Below are 21,261 nucleotides of genomic sequence, written 5' to 3'. Positions count from 1 at the left end.
ATGCGACTACCTCGCCGTCGGGGTCGATGAGTTGAGCATGTCCGACAGCCAGTCGCCCACCAGGTTGAACGCCATCACGGTGACGATCAGGCAGATTCCGGGAATGAAGAGCATCCACGGCGCGATCTGGAAGTAGGTGCTTCCGTCGGAGATCATCTGGCCCCACGACGCCTGCGGAATGGGAACGCCGATGCCCAGGAACGACAGCGCGCTCTCGATGAGGATCGACGAGGCGACGCCGAGGGTCGTGTAGACGATGATCGCCGGCACGAGGTGCGGCAGGATGTGACGCCACATGATCGTGCGGTGCGACAGCCCCAGCGTGCGCGAGGCCACGACGAACTCGCGCTCCTTGAGCGACACGACCATGCCCCGGATGATGCGGGCGAGCGTCGTCCAGTAGATGAGCGCGATCACGATGATCACGTTGAAGGTGCTGCGCGTGGTCACGGCGATGAGAGCGGTGCAGAGCAGCAGGATGGGGAACGAGATGACCACGTCGGTGATGCGCATGAGCACGGCCTCGACGACGCCGCCGAAGTAGCCGGCCACCACGCCCACCAGAACACCGAAGGCGGTGGCGAGACCGTTGGCGACGATTCCGATGGTCAGCGAGACCTGGGCGCCGTAGATGAGTCGCGAGAGCAGGTCTCGCCCGAGCGCATCGGTGCCGAGCAGAAAGCCCGGCGTTCCCGGCGGCAGCGGCTGCCCCTGCGGGCCAAGACCCTGGTCGGGGAAGGTCTGCAGCGGGTCGTGCGGTGAGAGCAGCGGGGCCGCCAGGGCGATGAGCGCCAGCAGCACGAGCACGATGATCGATATCAGCGCCGCGGGATCTCTGGTGAGGCTCCGCCACACCTCGCGGGCGCGCACGGGTTTGTCACCCAGCTCGGCCGGGTCGACGATCGCCGCGGCGGGAATAGCTTCGCTCATGACTCGGCCACCACCAGTTCGGGGTCGGCGAAGTGGCAGGCCGCGACCTGGCCGGATGCCGTGGGCCGGGCTGCCGGAGAGACCGTTCGGCAGACATCCTGGGCCAGCGGGCAGCGGGGGTGGAAGCTGCAGCCGGACGGCGGATTCGTGGAGCTCGGCGGCTCGCCCGTGAGCCGCACCCGAGGAAGGCGCACGGTGCGGTCGATGACCACGGGCTCGGGAACGGCCGAGAGCAGGGCACGGGTATAGGGGTGCTGGGGGCGGTCGAAGATCTCGTCGCGCGTGCCGAGCTCGACGATCTTGCCGAGGTACATGATGCCCACGTAGTCGGCCATGAAACGCAGCGTCGAGAGGTCGTGCGAGATGAAGAGGTAGGCGAGGCCCAGCTCCTCCTGCAGGTCTTTCAGCAGGTTGAGCACCTGGGCTCGCACCGAAACGTCGAGCGCCGAGACGGCCTCATCGCACAGGATGAGCCGCGGGTCGACGCTGAGCGCACGTGCGATCGAGACGCGCTGACGCTGACCGCCCGAGAGCTCACGCGGCTTGCGCGAGGCGAAGCTGCGCGAGAGGCCCACCTTGTCGAGCAGCTCGTGCACCTCGGCCATCGGGCTGAGGGGCTTGTTCGTCTTGCGCAGCTTGATCGCCTCGAGCAAGGTCTGCGACACCGTCATGCGCGGATCGAGCGAGTCGTACGGGTCTTGGAAGATCATCTGCATCGTCTGCCGGTACTCGGCCAGGCGACGGCCCTTGAGCCCGGTCACGTCTTCGCCGTTGAGGTTCATCGATCCGCCAGACGGCGTGTTGATGCCCATCAGCGTTCGGGCGATCGTGCTCTTGCCCGATCCGGATTCGCCCGCGATACCCAGCGTGGTGCCGGCCTCGAGCTGAAAGCTCACGCCGCGCACGGCCGGAACCGACGCGGCCTTGCGGCCGGGCCCCGCCGAACGGCGGAAGGTGACTTCGAGGTCGTTGACCTCGAGAAGAGAGGTGCTCATGCGGCGGTCGCTCCCTCGCTGATCGCGAACGCGGCCGGGGCGGCGACGCCGCACGCGACCAGCTGCTCAGGGGTTCCGGCGAACGTGGTCGTGGTGCTCGTGGCGGTGCTGTTCGTGGGCCGGGTGTTTTCGGCGGGCACGAGGGCCGGGTCGATCGTGAGACACGTGTCGATGACCGAGGCGCACCGGGCGGCGAACGAGCATCCGGCCGGCCGGTGACCCGCGGTGGGCGGAGCGCCCGAGATCGAGCGCAGCCGACGAGGAATCGGCTCTCCGAGCTTGAGGATCGAGGCCAGCAGCGCCTTGGTGTACGGATGCTGGGGGTCGCCGACGATCTGCTCGGCGGTGCCCTGCTCGACGATTCTGCCGGCGTACATCACCAGGATGCGGTCGCAGAAGCTCGAGATGACGCCGAGGTCGTGGCTGATGAGAATGACGCCGGTGTTGAGTTCGCTGGCCATGTTGTCGAGCAGGTCGAGTACCTGCGCCTGCACGGTCACGTCGAGGGCCGTCGTCGGCTCGTCGGCGATCAGCAGTTTCGGCGAGCAGGCGGTGGCGATCGCGATGCAGACCCGCTGACGCATGCCGCCGGAGAACGCCCCGGGAAAGTCACTGAGCCGCGACTCGGCGTCGGGAATGCCCACCTTCTGCAACAACTCAATGGCCCGGGTGCGACTCTCGGCCTTCGAGAGACCGAGGTGCACCTGAAGCGACTCGGTGATCTGGCGGCCGATGCGCATCAGCGGGTTCAGGCTCGACATGGGGTCTTGAAAGACCATGGCGGTCTGCGAGCCGCGCCAGGTCTGCAGTTTCTTGGGCGAGAACGACATCACGTCTTCGCCCTCGAAGAGCACCGTTCCCTGAGACACGGTGCCGGGGCTGGGCACGAGACGCATCAGAGCCTGCGAGGTCAGAGACTTGCCCGACCCTGATTCGCCCACGATGCCCACTCGCTCACCGGCGCTCACCGTGAACGACACCCGGTCGACGGCGTGGAACACCCCGTCTGACGAGGTCGGAAAGTCGACGACGAGGTCTGAGACTTCGAGAAGTGCGGTCATTGCGCTTTCTTTCGGTGGGGTGCCGGTGCCGGTGCGATGACGGCGGCCGTCTGGTCGAGACGGCCGCCGACACCGAGCGGTTGTGCGGGTGCTACGAGCGGGACTTCTCCCCGTCGGTCTTCCAGTACTCGGCCATGTCCCAACCCCAGATCGGCTGCGGGAAGTAGCCACCGACGGTCGGGCCGTGGATCTCGGTCTTGGTACCGAAGTAAAGGGGCACGACCGGGTTCTCGCTCAGCATGAGCTCGGAGGCCTCGGTGTACTTCTCGGTGGCGACGTCGGGATCGGTGGCCGCGAGGGCCTCCTGAACGCTGGCGTCCATCTTCTCGTTGCAGTAGTACGCGTAGTTGTGACCCTGGGGCACAGCGGTCGCGCAGCTCATGAGAGCCTGCAGGAAGTCGGATCCCTCGGGGTAGTCGGCGACCCAGAAGGTCAGCGCCAGCGGCGCCTTTCCGCTACCGGCGAGCTCGGCGAAGGTGTTCGGCGCCAGGGTCTGCAGGTCGACGGTGATGCCGATGGCCTTCAGGTCCTGCTGCATCTGCGGTGCGAGAGCCGAGAACGGCGCGACGTTCCAGGCGAACATCTGCGTCTCGAGTCCGTTCGGGTAGCCGGCTTCGGCCAGCAGCTCCTTGGCCTTCTCTACGTCTTTGCCGTGGGTCATGTCGTCACCCGAGTAGCCGAGCACTCCCGGCGGAATGAACTCCGTGGCGGGCTTGCCCTGGCCGTTCACGAGCTTCAGCAGCGCGTCGCGGTCGAAGGCGTACGAGATGGCCTCGCGCACCTTCGGGTTGTCGAACGGCGCCGTGGTCACGTTCATGGCGAGGTAGTAGATGCTCGGCTTCTCGATCTCGACGATCTGGTCGGCGAGCTTCGCGTCGGTGGTCACCTGCAAGAACTTGGCCGGCGGAATCGGGCTGCCCATCAGGTCGATGTCGCCCTTCTGCAGCATCAGCACCTGGTTGTCGGGGTCGACGCCCAGCGTCATGTGCACGCCGTCGACGTAGGGTCGCGGGGAGTCCCAGTAGTCGGCGTTGCGGTCGAGGTTGACCTCGACACCCGGGGTGAAGTCGGTGAGCGTGAACGGGCCGGAGCCGACGGGCTCGGTACCGATCGTGTCACCGGAGCCCTCGGGGATGATCGAGCCGGCCGGCATCGCCAGCACGTACTTGAACGACGAGTTGGGCGAGGTCAGCGTGATCTTGAGGGTCAGATCGTCGACGACCTCGATGCCCGAAGGAAGGCCGGTGGGGTTCGCGGCGTACTCCTCGGCCCCGGCGATGCCCTTCCAGAACTCGGCGAGTCCGGCCTGCGTGGCGGGGTCGAGAACCCGAGCGTACGAGTAGGCGACGTCCTTCGCGGTGACGGGGTCGCCGTTCGAGAAGGTCAGCCCCTCTTTGAGCTTCATCGTGTAGGTCAGACCGTCGTCGCTGATCTCGGGAAAGTCCTCAGCGGCCTGCAGCTTGAGCTCGCTGGTCTCGCCCTTGTAGTCGTACATGCGGTCGAAGACCATGCGCATGATGTTCCAGCAGGTGGCGCCGGTGCAGACGGCGGGGTCGAAGGTCTCGGGGTCTGACGCGGCGGCCGTCTCGATCGTTCCGCCGTAGAGGGCGGCGTCAGCGGAGGTGCCGGAGTCATCACCTCCGGTGTTCGAGGTGGTCGGAGCGCAGGCGGTGAGAGCGATAGCCAGAGCTGCACCCAGCAGCGTGACTCGCACGTTTCGTTTCACGAAGTGTCCCTAATCTCTTGGAGTCGGAATCCCGAAAAGCGAGCAACCGACGTGGTTATGGAGCGCTGTTGATTCACACAAGCTAGCACAATTTTGCCGACTGTCGACAATCTACCGACGCGCATTTTCGTCCAGTATGGTGTCCTCTATGGACACACTCCCCCGCTCCGGTTTATCGGGCGCCGCAGTCAACGAGCTTCGCGAGGCGATCCTCGAAGGGCGCCTGGTTCAGGGAGAGCGGCTCAGCGAAGTGAGCCTCTCGAGCACGCTGGGCGTGAGCCGCGCACCGGTTCGCGAGGCGCTGCTGCATCTCGAGCAGGAGGGGCTCGTCGTCTCGCTCCCCTATAAAGGAGCGTCTGTCGTCAGCCTGTCGCAGCAGGACTTTCTCGAACTCTCGACGCTGCGCATCGCACTGGAGAAGCTGGCCTGGGCACGCGCCGTCGAGCGCGTCTCGCCCGAGGCCGTCGACGACCTGAACGCCATCATCGCCGAGATGGAGTTCGCGGTGAAGAGCGAGCAGAAGGCCAAGCTCGTTCGACTCGATATCGACTTTCACGACCGCATCTTCGTGCTCGCCGACCACTCACGCCTCTACACGGCCTGGACGGCGATCAAGTGGCAGGTCGCCCTGTTCCTGCTGGCCCGGCGCGTGCGCGTCGACGATTATCACAGCATCATCGTGCAGGAGCACAAGGCGCTGCTCGACGACATCCTCACCGCGAAGACACCGTCGTTCGAGCACCTCATCGAAGACCACATCGGATCGGGCTACGGCCGCTTGAACACGACGGCCGCCCCGGCCTCGTAGGCGCTGCGCCGGGCGACGAGCAGTCGCCACAGCACCGAGTTGCATAAAATTGCCGCTTCCCTTCCTCGGGAAGCGGCGTTTTCGTGCAACTCGGTGAACGCGTCAGCTCGCCAGAACGCGCCGCCGCGCCATCCAGCCGACCACGACCCCGAACGCCACCGCCCATGCGACGCCAGCCACGCCACCCGAGGCGACGTTCGCTGTGACGACTCCCACCGCCACGCACGCGATGATCACCGCGTCTGCCTGCCACACCGCAACCACCAGCGCCGACGCGTCACCCGCCGGCGTCGGAATCGGAGCCATCAGCTCCTGCGGCAACGGCCCCTTCACCGAGTCGTAGACGCGAACGAGAACGAGCAGCAGCACGCTCAACACGGCCGCGCCGAGCGCGAGCCACGCACCCCCGCCCCACAGGATGAATCCGATCACCACGCCGCCCGCCGAGAACAGAACGCCCGCGACCACCGGCAGCACCGCGTGCAGGCCGACCAGCCGCAGCGTCGACACCCCGTAGAGCGCGGGCGCCGATGCCGCCTCGGCTGCGTGCCGGAATCCGTCGCTCCACACCCCCAGCGCGAGAAACCCCACGACCGCGGCAGCGCAGGCCGCGATCCACACCGCGACCCCGGATGCGCCGACCGCCACCGCGATCAGCAGACCGAACCCGAGGCATCCGGCGCACGCCAGAACGAAGCGCGCCGGCGTGCGCAACGACCCCACGAGGTCGCGCCGCGCGAACACCCCCACCAAGCCGCCGCGACGGCGACCGCCGCCGCGACGGCGACCGCCGCCGCGGCCCAGAGCGGCCAGACCTCGCCCTCGCCGCGGCACCGCCCGGAACTCCCCCATCGCCATCGCGAGGTCACCCGTGAAGGCGAGCGTTCCGGCGGTCTGCCAGCGCTGAGCCTGAGCCAGCAGCCCCGACCCACGAAGCCCGTCGAGCAGCAGCGGGATGGCCGCGAGCGCCACGACCGCGAGAACGCCGAGCCCGAGCAGCGGGCCGATCGCGCTGCCCGCCACGGCTCCGGCAGGAAAGAGTTCCGCGATCCACCCCCACGGCAACACGGCAGATGCCCCGGGCAGCGCCGCCCAGAGAACCGCGCTCGCCAGCACCCCACCCACGGCGCCCGCGCGAACCGCAGCCGACGCGCGCTGGCCGAGCAGCCAGCATCCGGCGCACACGATGCCGACCAGGGCACCCGCCCCAGCGAACGCGCCCGCGGCGCCCACCGACGCGCTGCCCACGGTCACCAGAACGAGCCCGAGCAGCAGCGCGATCGCGGCACCCGCCAGGGCCAGCGCCAGCACCGCTCGCACCATCGGCCTCAGCAGCGTGCGTCGCCGCGGATGCCCACCGCCCACCATCGCGAACGTCAGAAACGGCGTCACCAGCGCCGGGCCGCGCACTCCGCCGAGCGCCACGAATGCGGCGCACGCGAGCGCGAAGACGGCTCCGCTTGTGGCGGGGCCCACCTCGACCAGCACCGCGGATGCCGCCGGCTCGGCCAGATACAGAACGACGGCCCGCAGAATGGGCGCCACCACGATCGCCGCGACCATGATTCCGGCGTACACGGCATAGGCCACGTCGCCGCGCGAACGCCCCTCGGAGCGCGCCTTCCGGATCACGCGCACCGCCCGCAGCGACGCCGCGGTCTCGCTCGCGCTCGGCACGCTCGCGGGCCGGATGCTCGTGGCCGCCTCGGTCACGCGCCGTCGCCCGCCGCGGCGTCGCCTCGTGTGCCGTCGGCTGCCGGGTGGTCGCCTCGTGCGCCCTCCATCGCAGCGTCGTCGCGACCTTCGCTGTCGAGCTCAGCCGCGCCGCTGCGCGTGAAGACGTCGCCGAGCCGAATCGACCGCGTCGCCACGGCGTCGGCCAAGACCGAGCTGTGCGTCGCGAATACCAGCGTGCGCCCCGCCGCAATCTCGCTGAGCAGCACCTCGCTCACGATGCCGAGCCGGTCGGAGTCGAGCCGCTGCTCCGGCTCATCCAGCACGAGCACGTCGTAGGGGCGCACCACCGCGAGCGCCAGCGCGAACAACTGCGACTGCCCCGACGAGAGCTCGTGCGGAAACCTGCGGCGGAGCGCACCCAGCTGCCACCGCTCGAGTTCGGCCGCGGCGCGCTGCCGTGCGGCATCCACCGACTCGCCCCACGACGCGGCCACCAATGCGAGGTGCTCTTCGAGTGTGAGGTCTCGCGCCACGGGAGGCCGCCCGATCGATCCGCTGACCGCCCTGCGGAACGCGGCGCTGCGCTCGTCGACGGCAGATCCCTGGATGCGCGCCACCCCCGAGGTCGGTCGCGCGAGTCCAGCGAGAATGCGCAGCAGAGTCGTCTTGCCCGAGCCATTCGAGCCGGTGACCGCGAGCGCTTCGCCGCTTTCGACCGCGAACGAGACGGGCTCGAGCAGAGCGACGTCGTCGATCGAGAGGGCACATTCTTCGACTTCGACGGCGCTGATCACGCTCTTCAGTATTGCGCAGTGCCGCGTTTGCGCGCATTCGCTGCTGTTCGGTCTATCCGCGCCTGGACGGCTGGGCGCGGATGCTCCCAACCGGCGCGGATACAGCAGACGCCACCACCGCAGCCCCGAGGCACCCGGCGCCGCAGCCCCGCAAAGGTCACGATTCGACATCCGTGGGAACGGTTCCACGAAAACTCTTGACTCCCGAGAAGCCTCGACATAGTGTTTCTCGCAACCCATGGGAGCGCTTCCACGGCTGGCAAACGAGGTCGGTTGAGAGCGCTCTCTGGCACTGCCCACGCACACAAAGGAGTGACCGTGAAATCTTCACGACGAAAAATCGCCGCGTCTGTCGCCGGCGTCGCAACACTGGCATTACTCGCGACCGGATGCGCGGCATCCGGCTCGTCGAACGGAGGTGAAGACGGGGGCAAAGTCACCCTGTCGATCACCACGTTCGGCACCATGGGCGTCGACGCCAACTACGAGAAGTACATGGAGGAGAACCCCAACGTCACCATCGAGGCGACCAACCTCGAGGGCGGCGGCGCGGCTCGCGACGACGCCTACGCGAAGATCGCGGCCGGCACCGGCCTCAGCGACGTCGTCGCCATCGAAGAGGGCTGGCTCGGCACGATCGCCGAGGTCAGCGACTCGTTCGTCGATCTGCGCGACTACGGCATCGAAGACCAGAAGGACTCCTGGCTCGACTGGAAGTACAAGCAGGGCACGGATGCCGACGGCCGGGTCATCGGCGCCGGTCTCGACATCGGCCCCCAGGGCCTCTGCTACCGCGGCGACCTGTTCGAGGCCGCGGGCCTTCCGAGCGAACGCACGGCAGTCGCAGAGTACTTCGGCGGCGAAGACGCCACGTGGGATCGCTTCTTCGAGGTCGGCCAGGAGTACAAGGACAAGAGCGGCAAAGCGTTCTATCACAGCCCCCGATTCTTCTGGAACTCTTTCGTGAACCAGCAGGAGGAGGGCTACTACAAGAAAGACGGCGAGACCCTCAACATCGAGGGCAACGACGTTCTCAAAGACCAGTTCGTGAAGATCGTCGAGGCCGAGAAGTCCAAGCTCGGTGCCGGCCTTCCCGGATGGGACGTGGGCCCCGAGGCCAAGGAAGACAAGTACGCCGTCTACATGTGCCCGAGCTGGATGCTCGGCATCGTGCAGGGCTACTACGACGAGGGAACCACCGACAGCGGTTGGGACTTCGCCGACGTTCTTCCCGGCGGATCGGCCAACTGGGGCGGCGCCTTCCTCGGTGTCTCCGAGTCGAGCGAGCACAAGGAAGAGGCAGCGAAGCTGGCTCTCTGGCTCGCAGCTCCCGAGCAGCAGGCTGCATCGTTCGAACTGGCCGGCCCGTTCCCCAGCACCGTCGAGGGCCAGAAGCTCGTCGGCGACACGACGAGCGCGTTCTTCAACGACGCTCCCATCGGCGAGATCTTCGCTGCCCGCTCGGAGGGCGTCATCGCCCAGGTCAAGGGACCGGAGGACTCGAACATCCAGGACAACGTGTTCGGGCCGATCTTCGACCGCGTGAGCCAGGGCGAGATCACCGACGGTGACACCGCCTGGAAGGAAGCGATGAAGCTGCTCGACCAGATCGTCGGCTAGCTCTCCCGCTCTACCGGGGGCGGCTCGACAAGCCCGACAGGACCGACAGGTGAACCGCACGTCTGTCGCGGGCCTGTCGAGTCGCCCCCACCCACACCACCTGCACCCCGCGTCGCCTTTCGGATTGGCTCAAAGATGACCAGCTCCACCCTGACGAAACCGTCACACCCGTCGACACCGCCGCGCTCACCGAAACCGGCGAAGCCCGACCTGACCCTCAAGCAGAAGCTCGCCCGCTTCGACTACAAGGTCTCCCCCTACCTCTATATAGCGCCGTTCTTCATCCTCTTCGCGCTCATCGGCATCTTCCCTATCGCGTACACGCTGAACGTCTCGCTCTACGACTGGCACCTGCTCAAGGGCCAGGGCGACTTCGTCGGTCTCAACAACTATGTCGAGGTGCTGACCGACCCGTTCTTCTGGAATGCGTTCCGCAACACCATCAGCATCTTCCTGCTGTCGGCCATCCCGCAGCTGATCATCGCCACGGGTCTCGCGGCCCTGCTCGATCAGGCGCTGCGCGGCAAGACCTTCTGGCGCATGAGCATCCTGTTGCCGTACATCGTGGCCCCGGTCGCCGTCGCCGTGATCTTCGCGCAGATCTTCAACCAGTACCACGGACCCGTCGCCGGGCTCCTCGAAGCGTTCGGGCTCGAGCCCATCCGCTGGGCCTTCGACGTTCTGCCCTCGCACTTCGCGATCGCGAGCATGGTCAACTGGCGCTGGACGGGCTACAACGCGCTCATCCTGCTCGCCGCGATGCAGGCCATCCCCCGCGACGTCTATGAATCCGCCGCCCTCGATGGTGCGAACAAGATCAGACGGTTCTGGTCGATCACGGTTCCCATGATCCGCCCGACGCTCATCTTCGTGGTCATCACGTCGACCATCGGCGGGCTGCAGATCTTCACCGAGCCGAAGCTCTTCGACGGCCGCACGAACGGCGGCAGCGACCGCCAGTTCCAGACGATCGTGCTCTACCTCTACGAGCTGGCCTTCCCCCGCCGAGACTTCGGCCGGGCCTCCGCCACCGCGTGGATCCTCTTCCTCATCATCATCCTGGCCGGGCTCATCAACTTCGCCATCACCCGCGCCATCCGCACGGCCGACGCGAAACCGGTGCCCATCGCATCCGCACCCGCGGCTGCGCAGCGAGCGAAAGGAGCGGCGTCATGACCGCCCTGATCACCCCGCCGAAATCAGAACCGGATGCGACGCCACGGCTCATCGAGGCCGAGCGCCGGTCGCGACGCAAGAAGGCCTATGAGCGCCCCGGCATGCTCAGCTACGCGCTGCTCGCCGCCTTCTTCATCGGCTCCGCGTTCCCGCTCTGGTGGTCGTTCGTCATCGGCAGCCGCCAGTCGTCCGATACCAATCTCGTGCCCCCGGCCATCCTGCCCGGCCCGAACTTTCTCGACAAAGCCGCCGAGGTCTTCACGACGGTGCCGTTCTGGCAGGCGCTGGCGAACAGCATCATCATTTCGGGTGCCATCACCATCTCGGTGGTGTTCTTCTCGACGCTGGCGGGCTACTCGTTCGCCAAGCTGCGCTTCAGGGCCAGCAACGGACTACTGCTCGCAGTGATCGCAACCATGGCGATTCCCACGCAGCTCGGCATCATTCCTCTCTTTATGCTGATGGCCGAGTGGCAGTGGATCGGCACCCTGCAGGCCGTGATCGTGCCCGGGCTGGTGACTGCGTTCGGCGTGTTCTTCATGCGGCAGTACCTCGTCGACGTGATTCCCGACGAGCTCATCGAGGCCGCACGCATGGATGGCGCGAGCATGTGGGGCACGTTCTGGCACGTCGCCGTTCCGGCCGCGAGGCCCGCCATGGCCGTGCTCGCCCTGTTCACCTTCATGGCCGCGTGGACCGACTTCCTCTGGCCGCTGCTCGTGCTCGGGCCGCGCAATCCGAGCGTGCAGACCGCGCTCGCCGCGCTCAGCGCCAGCGGAGGGCAGACTCCCGACAACTCCATGGTGCTCGCCGGCGCCGTGCTCAGCGTGATTCCCCTTCTTATCCTCTTCATCGTCGCGGGCAAGCAGCTCGTGGCGGGCATCATGCAAGGCGCAGTGAAAGGCTGACATGACCATCGACATCCTTCCCGACACCCGGGAGAGCCCCGCGGGCAACCCCGACTACCGCGATTCCGGACTCGTCTTCGACACGGTCTTCGTGATCGGCTCGGCCACGGCCTCGTACCAGATCGAGGGAGCTGTCACCGCCGACGGACGTGGACCGTCGATCTGGGACACGTTCAGCGCGACACCCGGCGCCATCGTCAACGGCGACACCGGCGAGGTGGCCGACGACCACTACAACCGGCTCGAAGACGACCTCGATCTCATGGCCGAGCTGGGGCTCGAGGCGTATCGGTTCTCGATCGCGTGGCCGCGCATCCAGCCTCTCGGCTCGGGCGCCGTCAACGAGGCGGGGCTCGACTTCTATGGGCGTCTGGTCGACGGATTACTCGACCGCGGCATCCGGCCCATCGCCACCCTGTATCACTGGGATCTGCCGCAGGCGCTCGAAGACGCGGGCGGGTGGACGAACCGCGAGACGGCGTATCGCTTCGCGGAATACACCCGCATCGTGGCCACCGAGCTCGGCGACCGGGTGCAGGTGTGGACCACGCTGAACGAGCCGTGGTGCAGCGCCTTTCTCGGTTACGGATCGGGCGCGCACGCGCCGGGCCGAACATCCGGGGCGGATGCCCTCGCCGCGATGCACCATCTCAATCTCGCCCACGGCCTCGCGGTGCAGGTGCTGCGCGAGGTCGTGCCGAACGCCGAGGTGTCCGTCACGTTGAACTTCCATGTGATCCGTGGCGACGACGAGACCTCGCCGCAGGCCATCCGGCGTATCGATGCGCTGGCCAACCGCTCGTTCACCGGGCCGATGCTGGCGGGCGGCTACCCGGCCGATCTCATCGCCGACACCGCCGACGTCACCGACTGGTCGTTCGTGCATGCCGGCGATGCGGCCATCATTCACCAGCCGCTCGACTTTCTGGGCGTCAACTACTACTCCACGGCCCGGGTGCGCATGTGGAACGGCACGTCGCCGCGCGAGAACGCCGACGGGCACAAGGATGTCGGCGGGTCGCCTTGGCCGGGCAGCCTCGATGTCGAATTTCTCACGCAGGATGGGCCGTTCACCGCGATGGGCTGGAACATAGCCCCCGACGGTCTCGAGGAGCTGCTGGTGTCGCTGAGCTCGCAGTTTCCGGAGCTGCCGCTGATGATCACAGAGAACGGCGCGGCTTTCGATGATGAGGTGGTGGGTGGACGCGTTCTTGATGTGGAACGGCTCGACTACCTGCGTCGGCACTTCACGGCTGCCCATCGCGCGATCGGGCGCGGGGTCGATCTGCGGGGGTACCTCGTGTGGTCGCTGCTCGACAACTTCGAGTGGGGCTACGGCTACAGCAAGAGGTTCGGCATCGTGCACGTCGACTACGAGACGCAGCAGCGCACGGTGAAGGACAGCGGGCGGTGGCTGTCGAGGCTCATCCGGTCGCACGCGATTCCTGAATAGGGCTTCGCGCGCAAAAGCTGAGGGAACACCAAATAAAGTGATCCCAGCGCTCTTGCGCGCTGAACGACCATCTCGACTAGTAGATCGCAGGCACCCACGTGACGACCGACATCCCCCGCGTTGAGTGGGCTGCGCGTGGGGTGCCCGTTGTCGCGGCTGCTGCTGCCTCGGCGTCGGCCTCGACTACTGTTGCCGTTCCGGCATCGGATGCGGCGCCGGCTTCGGATGCGGCTGCGGCATCGGATGCGGCTGCGGCTTCGTCGGCCGCTTCGGCGCCGGCCGCCCCTGCAGTCGCGACTCTCGAGGGCGTGGCCGCGCTCGCCGGCGTCTCGAAGTCGACGGCATCGCGCGTGATCAACGGATCACCCCGCGTGACAGAGCAAGCGATCACGCGAGTGAACGCGGCAATTGCTCAGCTGCACTACGTGCCCAACCGCGCCGCGCGCAACCTCGTGCGCCGGCGCACCCAGATGATCGCGATGGTGATCCCGGAGCGCACGGCCGCGTTCTTCGCCGACCCGTACTTCGCCGAGGTGATTCAGGGCGCGGCCATGTACGCGTCGACGACCGACTACACGCTCACGCTGCTGATCGAGAGCGAGGCAGACGCCGAGAAGACCCACCGTTTTCTGCAGAGCGGAAGCGTCGACGGAGCCCTGCTGCTGTCACATCACAGCTCGTCGGCCACCTATCTCGAGCTGTCGCGCTCGCTGCCCGTGGTCTTCGGAGTGCGGCCCGTCGACGACGTCGACTTCGAGGCGCACACGGTCGATGTGGACAACGTCGCGGCGGCGTCGATCGCCACGCAGCACTTGATCGATAGCGGGCGCACGCGCATCGCGACGATCACCGGGCCGCTCGCGGCGACCGCAGCTCGAGACCGCTTGGAGGGGTGGCGTTCGACGCTGGAGGCCGCGGGGCTTGCGTCAGGCTCCGCCTCCGAATCGGCTCTCGAGCTGGTCGAAGAAGGAGATTACACCCCGGCTAGCGGAGCGGCGGCGGCGGAACGCCTGCTCGCGCGCGGGGTTCCGTTTGACGGACTCTTCGTCGCATCGGCGCAGATGGCGTCGGGCGCCCTGTCCGTTCTGCGCGAGCACGGACTCTCGGTTCCCGGTGATGTGGCCATCAGCACGATCGACAACAACTCCTTCTCAACAGACACGAAGCCTCAGCTGACGACGGTCGACCTGCACACGTCGGAGAAGGGCGCCGAGATGGTGAAGGCGCTGCTGACGCTCATCGCCGGAGAAGCGGTCGAGCGCGAGACGTGGATCCCGATCGAGCTCGTGGAGCGTGGGTCCGCGTAGGCCCAGCCGCTCCAACTCAGGCTCAACCGGGTCGCCGCGTGCGAAAACACGCTCACATCACGATCGATCCTGAATTGCGGCGCGACGACGTGGAGCCAAGACGCTTCGACGACCACCAGCCGTCATCCCCGGCCCGTTCTGGTCAGCCCAGCGCTCAGCCAGGCAGGAGCGTCGTGACGATGTCGTCCGTGTAGCCGTTCGGCGCGAAGTCGACGTACGACGTGGCGATCCACAGACCTCCCCCGATGAAGTGCGTCTCTCCCCACGAGGCGTTCTCATCGGTCCGGTCGATCTCGCAGCGAGTGCCCGCGCTCTGCGGGGTGCAGGTGAATCCGGCTGCCGTCATGTCTGCCAGCAGAACGGCCTGCTCGTCGCTCGTGGAAAGACTGATCGACGTGGCCAGCCCCATGCCACTGGCCCCCGCCGGCGACACCCAGAAGCAGTCCAACCGCTCTTTGGACTTGAGCACATCGAACAGAGCCGGCTCCGTAGAGCCCAAGGTGGCCTGCCCCGGGGTCGCCGTCCATTCCGGATTCAGGGCGATGCCCGGTGCAGCGCGAAGCATGTCGAGGTACGCCGGGCTGTAGATCGACTCGCAGCTCGTCGGCAGGGCTGTTGCGTCGGCTGAGGCGTCGGTTCCGGATGCCTCCGGAGTCGGAGTCGCCGAGGGCGGAGCACTCGCGGCGGGGGTGTCGGGCTTCGTGGTGCCGGAGGGGGCGTCGCCGACGCCCGCGGAGCATCCGGTCAGCGTCGCCAACGCGAGCACGACAACGGTCGGCAGCCAAAAGGAACGTGTCACAAACTCACCATAGCGACGGTAACGCCACCGTCGGGGCTCGGAGATCCCATCCGAGCCCCGACGATGGCGGGCTGTTAGTACCCCGAGGCGGTAACCGCGTCGTACGTCTGCGACGCCAGGAAGGTCGCTCCGACGAGGTTCGGGTGCAGCGACGCCGGGTTCACGAGCGGGCCGGTGCCGGTGCTGTTGAGCGCAATGCCGTTGATGTACGAGCTCGGACCCTGCGGGCACATGCTGTGCGAGACACTCGCGGGCAGGTTGTCGACGAAGGTGAGACCCTCGGCCGCTGCCTGCTCGGCAATCGTCTGGTTCAGCTGAACCTCAACGGAGTGCAGGTAGGCGACATCCGTTGCGGTGAACGACACCGACGACGGCTCGGAGCCGAGGTCGGTGAAGCAGCCCGCCGCGGGGGTGCTGGCCGCATCCGGGAACAGCGACGGGTAGCCGACCACAAAGATCTGAGCGTTCGGAGCCGCCCTCTTGATGGTCTTGAACGTCGAATCGAGGTGTCGCGCCACCTTGTCGGCGATGTTCTTCGACAGGGTGTCGACGCCCTTCTTCATGTACTGCTCTTTACAGTTGGGGTCTTTGAAGTCTTGGTTGCTTCCGGCGACCGGCCCGTCTGCCGATGAGGCCACGCACGACTGGATGACCGGGGAGAAGCCCGCGTCGTTGCCGCCGATGGTCACGGTGACGATGTTCGTGCTGTCGTTGAGGGCAGACGCCTGAACCGGGAGAGACGTCACCGCACCCGACGCGTCCGTGACGGACTGCTCGTTCTTGCTGATGTTCTCGGTCACCGCGCCCGAGCACGTCATGTCGGTGAGGGTGTAGCCCAGCTTCGCGGCCAGCTGGTGCGGGTAGTCCTCGGCGGTCTGATTGCAGCCGGCGGCCGGCTGCCCCGTCGGCGTCGCCAGACCCTGGCCTGCGGCGTACGAGTCACCGAGGGCGACGTAGTTCACCGTCCCAGACGAGTCGGTGGTCGCGGCCGTGGCCGCTGCCGCGGGAACCACCGCCATAGAGGCGGCGAGAAGTAGCACTGCTGCGACTCCCGATCGTTTGATGGAACTGTTCACGTTGATCTCCTTCTTTACCCTCGGGTAAGGCTCGTAAGAAGCGCTCGTTCGCGCGACGGTTGATCATACGATCGTCTAGTGAAATTTGACGCCGTGAGGTGGGCACGTCACGCCGAATCTTCAGGTTCGGGAAATAGCCAACACAGGACGCGGTTCCAACCGGCGAACGAGGGCAGCTGAGATGATCCGATCATTCGGCACATCGTGACTCGACGGGCACATCCCGTGTTGAGACAGTGCGTCCACTTGGCACCCGGCCTGTGCGCCCGATTCCAACTACCATCGGACCGTTGGGGGACGCTCGAAGGGACTCCGAATCGATCAATATCAGTGGCTGGGCGATCTGCCAACGTGGTTCACGGCGGGCGCGGTTATTATTGCCGCCCGTCAGTTCGCCGCCGACAAGAAGCTGTGAGCGGTCGAAGCGGCACGCGAATCGAAGGCTCAAGCCACCGGCCTGACCGCTTGGACCGTCAGCGACATCAAGACTCACGACCCGAAGATCCTCGGTGTGGTTGTCTCCAATTCGTCGGGGTCAACGTTCCATGACGTGAAGATCACGGTCAAGATCGATGGCTCGCGAGTGCAGTGGCCTATTAATCTGAAGATCCTTCCTCCGGGAACACACTTCGTCGCCCACACTCCAAAGGGCAAGTTCATCTGGGACTTCCCCCTCCCCGTCGAGGCCTGCACCGGTGTCCTCCAGCCGTACATGAACACGGACGACTACCAGATCGAGAGCATCGAATTCGCCGACAACCTCAACCAACGTTGGTCGACCGATGCGCGAGCAGTGCTGACGGCGCTGTGACAGCCCAAACTCTGAACCCCGATCGAGGCCGATAGGCTCAGCTCGTGGATCGATTGTGGGGCGAGTATGTGCCGAACTGGATCGCTGCGATCGGCACAGCAGGGGCGTTGTTCGCCGCGATCCTCGCTGCCTATTTTGCGTGGCGCTCTCTTCGCCATCAGCAGGGAGCGGACCGCACTCAGCGCGCGGCCGGTCTTAGCGCATGGTGGGTGGAGGGTCTATTAGAAGGCCGTCAGGTATGGGGAGTCGTCATCTCGAATACGTCCGAGGCCGTATTCAGAGATGTGACCATATCTCCGGTCCTCGATGACGTCGACAATCGATCTGGCCTCCACTTCACAGCACTGCCTCCTGGTCGGTATTTCGTCGAATCGCTTACCAAAACCGAACCACGCGTTTGGGCATCCGAGACTGCCTTACGGGAACATCAGGGCCTTCGCCCCGTCACCGACGCGAAAAAGAGGAACATCCGGGAAATCACATACACGGATCCTTCTGCGAATCGCTGGACATGGTCGCCTGACAGAGGACTTCTTCCCCTCTGACCCACGTCGGCTCAGTCGACGTCTGCCGCCCTGACGATGACGTTTCCCACATTGGCAGCCTGACGGGCGACAACGCTCTGCCCGACCTCAGCAGCGCCCCTCGACCATGACGCTCAGCCCCTCTTCCGTTCCCCGGATGCTGGCGCGCCTCACCACCGCGTCCGTCGACGACGTCGAGTAGTACTTTCGCCCCATCACGGTTTCTGTCGAACCGAGCCCGGCCTGCGTCCACGCACTCGTCACGGCGGCATACGCATCGTCTGCAGTCTTGGCTATCTCAAAAACAGGAATCACGACCGACCCAGTCACCTTCTGGCCCATCGCCACCCCGTTCACCTCGCATGATGTTGTCTGGGTGGTGGCAGGGCCACGGATTCCGGCGGCGTCACCCGCGGCATCCAGAAACTGGGCGACGACCAGCTGATCGCTCGCGAGCCGTGCGGCCTGCTCGTCGGGCGTCTCGACCGTCAGCGGAGGCTGGGCCGACCCATCGGCAGACGGATCCGAGGGCGTTGCGGCTGGCGGAGGCCGCCTGCCGTCTCCCGGATCGGCCGACCCGACGGGCAGCCCGACGAAGCCCGTCTCGGCGACGGCTCCGGTTTGCTCGCTGAATCGCCTCGCCTCGAAGAATGCCCGGGGCACCGTGCCGTCGACACCCTGCGGCCCCGCGAACCCCGCCAGGGCAGAGACCACCGCCGCTTGGCTGGCCTCGTCGTCGACACTCACGCTGACCGATGGCCGCCAGCCTCCCTCGGGGATGGCTTGCTGCGAGAACTGAACACCTTCGAACCCGACGGATGCGACGCCCGGCTGCCCAGCCATGCCATGCCCGCGAGAAAGGTGAGCAATTCGCCCGAGGGCGAGGAGGCATCCATTAGGAACCGGGTCGTGATGGGCTCGGCGTCTTTCGAGGCTGAGATCACCGCCACGGTCTCGAGGTCGCCCGCGCCGAAGCCAGCAAGTTGCCTCACCGCAGCGGAAACTTCGGGCACCGAGCCTGGCGCGGCGAGCTGCTCGGCCGTCGCGACGAGCTCGCCGGCCGAACTCGCACGGGCGCTGCCTCCCTCGACGGGCAACATAATCGCGGTGGCCACGGCGTTCGCCCCGACGCTCAGATCGAGCCGGCCATCCACGTGCATCGACCCCGCCACCCCGTCGATGCTGTGCTCAACGGCGTCGGCGAGCACGGGCAGACCGGATGCGTCGGGCTCCGCCTCAACGGTGATGCTCGCGTTCCAGGTGCCCGGGTTAGGCAGCGGGCCGCCGTCTTTGATGTCGTAGGGATAGAGGTTCGAGGTGACGGCGGCGACGCCCGGTGTGGCGCGAATTTCGGCGACGGCCTGGTCGACCGTCTGCGAGACGGAGGCTGGTGGTCTCGGCGCGAGCAGGGCGCAGCCGGATGCGGCGACCGCAAGGAGCGCGGCGAGGGCGATGGCGATGGCCGCGGCACGACAAACCGTAACCACGTAACTACTCAGCGGGCATCTGGAACTCGAGAGCCTGACGCACCAGCCCCATGACGTATGCGAAGTCGCTGTCCTCGACCAGCCCAACCTCGGTCGGACCGTTGCCCCAATGCCCCTTGTTTCGAACATCCACAGCAAGATCCCGCTCATCGTGAAGAGACTCGATCGGAATATTGAGGCTGAGACGGAGTCTCGCCTTCTGCGGGACGACATCGAGGAAGTTGGTCTCGACCTTGAACGCCACATAGTTCTTCAGGAAAGTACTCGTAATGAGGGGGTCGAGCGCAAGCGTTTCGGCCCTCAGCCGCTCGAAGAGTCTGCGGCGAACGGCAGGCAGTAAGTATGGATGGTCCTCGATAGTGAGAACCGACTCGTCGCGTGCCTGCTGGAACTCCGCGATCACCCCTGCGGGGAGCTCGGGCCTTGTCCAGATCTTCGCCGCGTCCGAAGCCAGACGCTTGGCGCGTTTCTCGATTTCCATGGCGTTCCAGCCCTCGAGTTGGCCCAGCCCCCGATTCAAGCGCAGCGGGCTGTCTTTGAACCCGCCCTCCATGTCTCGCTTCATTGCGAATGGATGGTCCGAATACTCGGAGTTATATCCCGTCAGCGTGAGATTGCCGAGGGTGTGCAGATATTGATGCTGCACGTCTTGCCATTCGGGGCCAAGGTCGGCCTTCCACGCGGCAGACAAATTCTCGTTCTGCGGCAGAATGTGCTCGATCGTGTAGTCCTCGATCGTCACGCGCTCTTTTCGCCCAAGATTCTCTAACATCCGTAGGAAGTAAGAACGGCGCCGAAAGTTGTACAGATCGGTCGACTGTAGGGCGTTCAAGAACTCTTCGTCAGTTGGAAACGCCCGATAACTCGTGAGGCTGAGGAAGTGAGCTTTCACGCTCTCGAGGTATCGGTCCTTCCGCAAAGCCGCGCCAAACCCCGCGAATGTCTTATTAAGGGAATTGGTGGGGATGCGACACACCGCACGACGGAATACGTATGACGTCACCATCCGTACGATTTCCAGCAGGTCTTCGCTAGAGATACTGCCCAGATCACGGTCCGTGTAGGCCTCGAGCAGCAATGGATAGACAACGTCCGCCCTAATCTGGTCGAGATCTTTGAACGCCTCCCGGAGTCTGGGATCCGTTTCGTTGCCGAGAGCGATGGCGCAGTAGCGGCGCGCGTACTCACGAAGCTCTACGACCAAGGGTTCGATCGTCTCGTCTTCGCTCGCGAGTGACAGCGCGTACTCTTTGAAAGCTTCATATATATCGCCGAGACGCGGGAGCGACCCAGTCTTTACCGTTAGGAAGTGCCGAACGAACTCATCGAATTCCGTCTCGTCGGCGCCCGAGAACTCGATCTCCATTGGTCGCCAGTAGGCCGAGTAGAGCGTGTCCTGCGCCCTAGGCGGCAAGTCCATCAGGACATAGTTGCGAATAAGGTCCGCCTGGGAGAGTTTCTTCCCCGTCGAATTCATTGCTTCGAAGACCAACTGCGGGTTGTCGACGTTTCGCGTAAGAGTTACGTCGACAACGACCAATTTATCGAGCCCCCTGCACACCACGGCCAGGTCGAGCTTTGGATCGCTCAGTTTCCGGACGAAGAAATCGTAGTTCTCCGTCACCCGCGTCGAGGCATCCGCCGCGGGCTGCACACCCTGAAGAATCGAGATGAGCGCTCCTTTGTCGCCCTGCGAAAGGATCAGCTTGAACTGACGATCACCCTCCTCGTCATCATCACGGAGGTAGCGGTTCCTGATCTTCTTTGGCGAGAAACCTTCCACGGGCTCACGCTCGCTCTCGGCCAGACCCTCTAGGCGGCTAGCGAGCGCGGCGAGCAGCAATATGACCGTCGTAACCCGCTGCTGCCCGTCGATGATTAAGTCAGGCTCGGCCGACGTATTTGTTGACTGATCTTTCGCGACATACACAATGGAGCCGGTGAAATGTGCACCCAGCTTCTCGTTCCCTCCAGCTCGGAGGATGTCGGACCAAAGCTGGTCACATTCCGAGTCCTGCCACGAGTAGACCCGCTGATATATCGGAACCACGAACTGGCTACTCTTCTTCAGAAGTGTCAGCAGGTGCGAGTCGACGGCCTTCAAATTTC

18 protein-coding genes are annotated in these 21,261 nt (G+C 65.7%); 7 read left to right on the top strand and 11 right to left on the bottom strand.

Annotated features, from left to right (window positions below; genetic code table 11):
• Window positions 1-6: 6 nt before the first annotated feature.
• From ASF79_RS10875 to ASF79_RS10860, 4 genes are all read right to left on the bottom strand, one after another.
• Window positions 7-930: an ABC transporter permease gene (locus ASF79_RS10875; protein WP_082495843.1), complete on the bottom strand. Its 924-nt coding sequence runs from the start codon at window positions 928-930 to the stop codon at window positions 7-9.
• Window positions 927-1,925 carry an ABC transporter ATP-binding protein gene (locus ASF79_RS10870; RefSeq protein ID WP_055856005.1) on the bottom strand — a complete coding sequence of 333 codons (999 nt, stop codon included), beginning with the start codon at window positions 1,923-1,925 and terminating at the stop codon, window positions 927-929. The genes ASF79_RS10875 and ASF79_RS10870 overlap by 4 nt, the downstream gene beginning before the upstream one ends.
• Window positions 1,922-2,986 carry an ABC transporter ATP-binding protein gene (locus ASF79_RS10865; protein ID WP_082495842.1) on the bottom strand — a complete coding sequence of 355 codons (1,065 nt, stop codon included), beginning with the start codon at window positions 2,984-2,986 and terminating at the stop codon, window positions 1,922-1,924. The genes ASF79_RS10870 and ASF79_RS10865 overlap by 4 nt, the downstream gene beginning before the upstream one ends.
• 91 nt (window positions 2,987-3,077) lie before the next feature.
• Window positions 3,078-4,712 (bottom strand): ABC transporter substrate-binding protein, encoded by a 1,635-nt coding sequence (locus ASF79_RS10860; RefSeq protein WP_156366232.1) that lies wholly within the window; start codon window positions 4,710-4,712, stop codon window positions 3,078-3,080.
• A 148-nt stretch (window positions 4,713-4,860) separates the two neighbouring features.
• Between ASF79_RS10860 and ASF79_RS10855 the strand changes: the two genes are divergently transcribed.
• The gene (locus ASF79_RS10855) at window positions 4,861-5,520 is read left to right on the top strand and encodes a GntR family transcriptional regulator (protein WP_055854958.1); all 660 of its coding nucleotides are present in this window, start codon (window positions 4,861-4,863) and stop codon (window positions 5,518-5,520) included.
• Between the two features lie 102 nt (window positions 5,521-5,622).
• Here the strand turns inward: ASF79_RS10855 and ASF79_RS10850 are convergent, their stop codons facing one another.
• Together ASF79_RS10850 and ASF79_RS10845 are read right to left on the bottom strand one after the other, a co-directional pair.
• Entirely contained in the window at window positions 5,623-7,233 is a 1,611-nt protein-coding gene (locus ASF79_RS10850) for a hypothetical protein (protein WP_055854956.1), read from the bottom strand.
• Complete coding sequence (locus ASF79_RS10845) at window positions 7,230-7,991, bottom strand: ABC transporter ATP-binding protein (RefSeq protein ID WP_156366231.1); 762 nt, start codon at window positions 7,989-7,991, stop codon at window positions 7,230-7,232. The genes ASF79_RS10850 and ASF79_RS10845 overlap by 4 nt, the downstream gene beginning before the upstream one ends.
• 318 nt (window positions 7,992-8,309) lie before the next feature.
• Here ASF79_RS10845 and ASF79_RS10840 point away from each other — a divergent pair, with 318 nt between their 5' ends.
• The 5 genes from ASF79_RS10840 (at window position 8,310) to ASF79_RS10815 (ending at window position 14,455) form a co-directional block, all read left to right on the top strand.
• Window positions 8,310-9,611 carry an ABC transporter substrate-binding protein gene (locus ASF79_RS10840; RefSeq protein ID WP_055779392.1) on the top strand — a complete coding sequence of 434 codons (1,302 nt, stop codon included), beginning with the start codon at window positions 8,310-8,312 and terminating at the stop codon, window positions 9,609-9,611.
• A 135-nt stretch (window positions 9,612-9,746) separates the two neighbouring features.
• Window positions 9,747-10,787: a carbohydrate ABC transporter permease gene (locus ASF79_RS10835; RefSeq protein ID WP_055779395.1), complete on the top strand. Its 1,041-nt coding sequence runs from the start codon at window positions 9,747-9,749 to the stop codon at window positions 10,785-10,787.
• Complete coding sequence (locus ASF79_RS10830; RefSeq protein WP_055779398.1) at window positions 10,784-11,695, top strand: carbohydrate ABC transporter permease; 912 nt, start codon at window positions 10,784-10,786, stop codon at window positions 11,693-11,695. The genes ASF79_RS10835 and ASF79_RS10830 overlap by 4 nt, the downstream gene beginning before the upstream one ends.
• A gap of 1 nt (window position 11,696) precedes the next feature.
• On the top strand, window positions 11,697-13,148 hold the full coding sequence (locus ASF79_RS10825) for a GH1 family beta-glucosidase (RefSeq protein ID WP_055854954.1): 1,452 nt from the start codon (window positions 11,697-11,699) through the stop codon (window positions 13,146-13,148).
• A gap of 98 nt (window positions 13,149-13,246) precedes the next feature.
• The gene (locus ASF79_RS10815) at window positions 13,247-14,455 is read left to right on the top strand and encodes a LacI family DNA-binding transcriptional regulator (protein WP_235500737.1); all 1,209 of its coding nucleotides are present in this window, start codon (window positions 13,247-13,249) and stop codon (window positions 14,453-14,455) included.
• Between the two features lie 154 nt (window positions 14,456-14,609).
• Here the strand turns inward: ASF79_RS10815 and ASF79_RS10810 are convergent, their stop codons facing one another.
• Together ASF79_RS10810 and ASF79_RS10805 are read right to left on the bottom strand one after the other, a co-directional pair.
• Entirely contained in the window at window positions 14,610-15,254 is a 645-nt protein-coding gene (locus ASF79_RS10810; protein ID WP_156366230.1) for a hypothetical protein, read from the bottom strand.
• Between the two features lie 74 nt (window positions 15,255-15,328).
• Entirely contained in the window at window positions 15,329-16,330 is a 1,002-nt protein-coding gene (locus ASF79_RS10805; RefSeq protein ID WP_156366229.1) for an SGNH/GDSL hydrolase family protein, read from the bottom strand.
• A 550-nt stretch (window positions 16,331-16,880) separates the two neighbouring features.
• Between ASF79_RS10805 and ASF79_RS10800 the strand changes: the two genes are divergently transcribed.
• Window positions 16,881-17,141: a hypothetical protein gene (locus ASF79_RS10800; protein WP_055854944.1), complete on the top strand. Its 261-nt coding sequence runs from the start codon at window positions 16,881-16,883 to the stop codon at window positions 17,139-17,141.
• 632 nt (window positions 17,142-17,773) lie between these two features.
• Here the strand turns inward: ASF79_RS10800 and ASF79_RS10795 are convergent.
• From ASF79_RS10795 to ASF79_RS10785, 3 genes are read right to left on the bottom strand one after another with little or no spacing between them, the layout of a single operon-like run.
• Window positions 17,774-18,412 (bottom strand): hypothetical protein, encoded by a 639-nt coding sequence (locus tag ASF79_RS10795; RefSeq protein ID WP_055854942.1) that lies wholly within the window; start codon window positions 18,410-18,412, stop codon window positions 17,774-17,776.
• On the bottom strand, window positions 18,409-19,152 hold the full coding sequence (locus ASF79_RS10790) for a hypothetical protein (protein WP_055854940.1): 744 nt from the start codon (window positions 19,150-19,152) through the stop codon (window positions 18,409-18,411). The genes ASF79_RS10795 and ASF79_RS10790 overlap by 4 nt, the downstream gene beginning before the upstream one ends.
• Before the next feature lie 4 nt (window positions 19,153-19,156).
• Complete coding sequence (locus ASF79_RS10785; protein WP_055854937.1) at window positions 19,157-21,256, bottom strand: DUF262 and DUF1524 domain-containing protein; 2,100 nt, start codon at window positions 21,254-21,256, stop codon at window positions 19,157-19,159.
• Window positions 21,257-21,261 lie beyond the last annotated feature (5 nt).

This window comes from Agreia sp. Leaf335 (assembly GCF_001423605.1).
Classification (GTDB): domain Bacteria; phylum Actinomycetota; class Actinomycetes; order Actinomycetales; family Microbacteriaceae; genus Agreia.
Note: the sequence above shows the minus strand (reverse complement) of the source record. Positions and strands in the feature narration are given on the sequence as shown.

What these genes read in the sequence shown, in the direction of transcription:
- ASF79_RS10855 (WP_055854958.1), top strand. Translation starts at nt 4,861, where the DNA reads ATGGACACACTCCCCCGCTCCGGTTTATCGGGCGCCGCAGTCAACGAG.
- ASF79_RS10865 (WP_082495842.1), bottom strand. Translation starts at nt 2,986, where the DNA reads ATGACCGCACTTCTCGAAGTCTCAGACCTCGTCGTCGACTTTCCGACC.
- ASF79_RS10835 (WP_055779395.1), top strand. Translation starts at nt 9,747, where the DNA reads ATGACCAGCTCCACCCTGACGAAACCGTCACACCCGTCGACACCGCCG.
- ASF79_RS10875 (WP_082495843.1), bottom strand. Translation starts at nt 930, where the DNA reads ATGAGCGAAGCTATTCCCGCCGCGGCGATCGTCGACCCGGCCGAGCTG.
- ASF79_RS10830 (WP_055779398.1), top strand. Translation starts at nt 10,784, where the DNA reads ATGACCGCCCTGATCACCCCGCCGAAATCAGAACCGGATGCGACGCCA.
- ASF79_RS10870 (WP_055856005.1), bottom strand. Translation starts at nt 1,925, where the DNA reads ATGAGCACCTCTCTTCTCGAGGTCAACGACCTCGAAGTCACCTTCCGC.
- ASF79_RS10825 (WP_055854954.1), top strand. Translation starts at nt 11,697, where the DNA reads ATGACCATCGACATCCTTCCCGACACCCGGGAGAGCCCCGCGGGCAAC.